Below are 1,203 nucleotides of genomic sequence, written 5' to 3'. Positions count from 1 at the left end.
ACATAATACCCCCGGTTATATTCTTAAAAAAGAAGGACAGAGATTCCCTTCATGGGTCTATTAAGAAGAAGCTGGATAAGATCATTGAGGAATATCAGGGAAACAGCGGATTCCGGGAGGCCTCCATTTATGCGGCCCTTATTGAAATCTATGTGGAATTAGGGAGAAATAAGGTATGCCTGGATGGAGCCGGCAGACAGATCCATCCCATGAAGCAGCAGGAATATTTCGAAGCTGTTATGAATGCCAGCACCTATATCAACCAGCACTTCATGGAAAATCTGACATTGGGGGAAGTGGCCAGGATAAGCGGATTTTCCAAATATCACTTTACCCGGATCTTTAAACAGTATATGAATATGACCTTTTATGAATATTTAAACTCCAAACGAGTGAAAAAAGCGGAGGAGCTTTTGTATAATTCCAGGGAAATGAGCATTACGGATGTTGCTATGGGTTCCGGCTTCTCATCCATGAGCGCTTTTAACCGTACCTTTAAGATGATAAAGCGCTGTTCACCAAGCGATTACAGGAAGATCAGTCAGCAGATGTATGAATCGGAAGAATAAAAACAAAGGGTAGTTTACAGCTCCTCTTATGGGAATACCTGGTTTATGGGTATTTCTGTGAGAGGATTTTTTGTAGAAAAAGCAATATATGCGCCATTGGAAGCAAGAAGTGGGATGCCTGATCTGCTTTGAAATGCTATGATGGAATCATGGAAAAAAAGGCAAGGGAATGTCAGGATATAAGATTAAAAGGAAAGGATAAGGTGAATTCCATGAATAAGGATAAGCGGAAGGAATACCGAAAAAAAGCAAAAGAATTAGTTTCAAAAATGACTCTGGAGGAAAAGGTCTCACAGACCGTACATAGTGCAGCGGCGATTCCAAGACTGGGAATAAAGGGTTATAACTGGTGGAATGAGGGACTTCATGGTGTGGCTCGTGCTGGTGTAGCTACGGTGTTTCCCCAGGCCATAGGACTGGCAGCAAGCTTTGATGAGGAGCTGCTTTATGAAGTGGCTGATGCGGTTTCCACAGAGGCAAGGGCAAAGTTTCATATGCAGCAGAAATACGGAGATACGGATATTTATAAGGGACTTACATTTTGGGCCCCCAATGTCAATATTTTTAGAGATCCCCGCTGGGGAAGAGGACATGAGACCTACGGAGAGGATCCATATCTGACTTCACGTATGGG

General features: G+C 42.9%; 2 protein-coding genes. Both read left to right on the top strand.

What is annotated here, in order from left to right:
- The coding region (locus RT269_RS30065; protein WP_313188207.1) for a helix-turn-helix domain-containing protein at positions 1-569 on the top strand (569 nt) is incomplete at its 5' end.
- A gap of 212 nt (positions 570-781) precedes the next feature.
- Positions 782-1,203: glycoside hydrolase family 3 N-terminal domain-containing protein (locus RT269_RS30060; protein ID WP_313188209.1), on the top strand; the 422-nt coding region annotated here is incomplete at its 3' end.

This window comes from Lacrimispora sp. (genome assembly GCF_032078915.1).
Lineage (GTDB): Bacteria > Bacillota > Clostridia > Lachnospirales > Lachnospiraceae > Lacrimispora.
The sequence above is the reverse complement of the archived record's forward strand: the minus strand, read 5'-3'. Positions and strand labels throughout refer to the sequence as shown.